General features: G+C 68.2%; 2 protein-coding genes and 1 pseudogene. 1 reads left to right on the top strand and 2 read right to left on the bottom strand.

The window, feature by feature from the left end; all coding sequences use genetic code 11:
- On the top strand, window positions 1–222 hold a 222-nt coding region (locus ACFWGD_RS13255; protein WP_377779152.1), incomplete at its 5' end, for a hypothetical protein.
- Between the two features lie 9 nt (window positions 223–231).
- On the opposite strand, the gene ACFWGD_RS13250 is transcribed toward ACFWGD_RS13255, so the two are convergent.
- Both ACFWGD_RS13250 and ACFWGD_RS13245 read right to left on the bottom strand, forming a co-directional pair.
- On the bottom strand, window positions 232–1377 hold the full coding sequence (locus ACFWGD_RS13250; RefSeq protein WP_377779151.1) for an ISAs1 family transposase: 1146 nt from the start codon (window positions 1375–1377) through the stop codon (window positions 232–234).
- Window positions 1378–1522: 145 nt separating this feature from the next.
- Window positions 1523–1747 (bottom strand): annotated as a pseudogene (locus tag ACFWGD_RS13245) (hypothetical protein); the annotation flags it as partial.

The raw sequence follows: 1747 nt of genomic DNA, 5'->3' as shown, positions 1-1747 counted from the left end.
CCGGTAGACGGTGCGGTCCACTGCACCGTTGGTGATCATCCGTACCGGGAGATGCTCGGGCACCTCCTTGTCGATCCTGATCAGGGACTTCTTGAACTCGACCGCCCGGTCGGCAGGACCGGCTGGGACCGGTCCAGGGCCTGGATCTGGGACTTCTCGTCCACCGAGAACACCACCGCACCCTCGGGCCAGGGGCGTTTCAAAGTCGCGGTGCTTATGTAGACCGGCTGGTCAGGGGATGTTCAGCAGGTCCAGTGGTCGGTTGAAGGGGTCGTAGGAGACGTGGCGGAGGCCGGCGGCGATGTTGCGGTGTCCTTGTTGCCGGAGCGTGTTGATCGCCAGGTTGCGCAGGGTTGCCATGTTCTCGGGACCGCGGCCGGTACGGATCTTCGAGGCGTCCTCGCCGAAGGTGGTGTCCCGGACGAAGTGGAGCCGGTTCTCGATGGTCCACTGGGACCTGGCGAGCCGACCGAGCCGCTGGGGCGAGGCTTGCTGTGAGGTCAGGTCAGTGATCGCGTAGACGGTCTGGCGGCTGACCGTGCCGGTCTTGAGGTCGGTGCGGTGACGCAGGACGCGCACGGCCTGGACGGCATGGGGGAAGTCCAGGCCTGTGACGGTGAGGGCCCTGGTCACACGGGTTTCCTTGCGGCCATGGCTCACCTCGCGGTCGTAGCGGCGTGCGGTGACGTCCTTCCACGGCAGCGAGCGGAGCCTGCGGTGCAGTCCGGGCTGGTTGGCCTTGACCACCAGCAGGTAGTGCGCGTTCTTCTCTTCCACCAGGAAGCGCGCATGGTCGCGCTGGGTGTGCAGGGCATCGGCCGTGACGGTGACACCGCTCAGGTCGTAGGGCCCCAGCAGGGCTGCGAAGCAGGTGATTTCGTTGGTCTTATCCGGAACCCGCAGCTGGGTGACGGTCTGGCCGTCGCCGGTCATCGCGGCCAGGAGGTGGGCGGCGGGAGTCTGGCCGTGCCGGGAGCCGCGGGCGGCCTTGCCGTCCACGGCGACCGAGTCCGCGCCACTGGGACTGGCGCCGGTCAGGTCGGCCAGGCCGCCGGGGCAGACCAGGGCGATGACCCGTCGGATCGTGGCGGGGCTCGGGGCGACGCGCACCCCGAGCGTGCCCGTCACACGCGCGCCGAGCCGGGCCAGGGCGTGCTGCGGAGCACTCGCGGACCACTGGCCGATCGCCGCATACGAGCGAGCGCCGGCGATCACCGCCGAGGCGGCAACCAGCAGCACTGCCACGAACGGGTGACGCACCCCGCGCCGCCGCCGTGGATCGGGCAGCATCTGCAACCGCTCCACCAACGAGAGCCCCGCAACACCCTCCAGAACAGGCGACTTGACGAAACAGACGGTGGCAGACTTACGACACATCGAAGCTCCGGTGGTTCAGGGCGACTTGGGAAGGTCACCCCGTTCAACCGGAGCTTCGTTGCGTACGTGACGGGCGGCCCGACTACCTGACCTGCGAACTCACGCGATCATCAGGACTTTGAAACGCCCCTGGTATCTGTCACAGCTACGGAGTAATGCGACCAACGTTGCTGCGGATGTCGGGCATGCCGAGGTGGACGGTGGACGGCTGGGCCGCACGGTCGCGCATGGCCTCCAGTTTCTGGGCGGCGGCGGCCAGGGTGGTCTCGATCGCGGCGACCTCGCCGAACCAGCCATGGTCCCTGGCCTCCTGGAGCCGGTCGATGAGGTTGGCGTGGATCTCCTGGAGGCGTGGCATCTGGGCCGGGTC

It is taken from the genome of Corynebacterium sp. NPDC060344 (assembly GCF_042725215.1).
Classification (GTDB): domain Bacteria; phylum Actinomycetota; class Actinomycetes; order Mycobacteriales; family Mycobacteriaceae; genus Corynebacterium.
This window is presented reverse-complemented; position numbering and strand designations above follow the sequence as displayed.

What these genes read in the sequence shown, in the direction of transcription:
- ACFWGD_RS13250 (WP_377779151.1), bottom strand. Translation starts at nt 1,377, where the DNA reads ATGTGTCGTAAGTCTGCCACCGTCTGTTTCGTCAAGTCGCCTGTTCTG.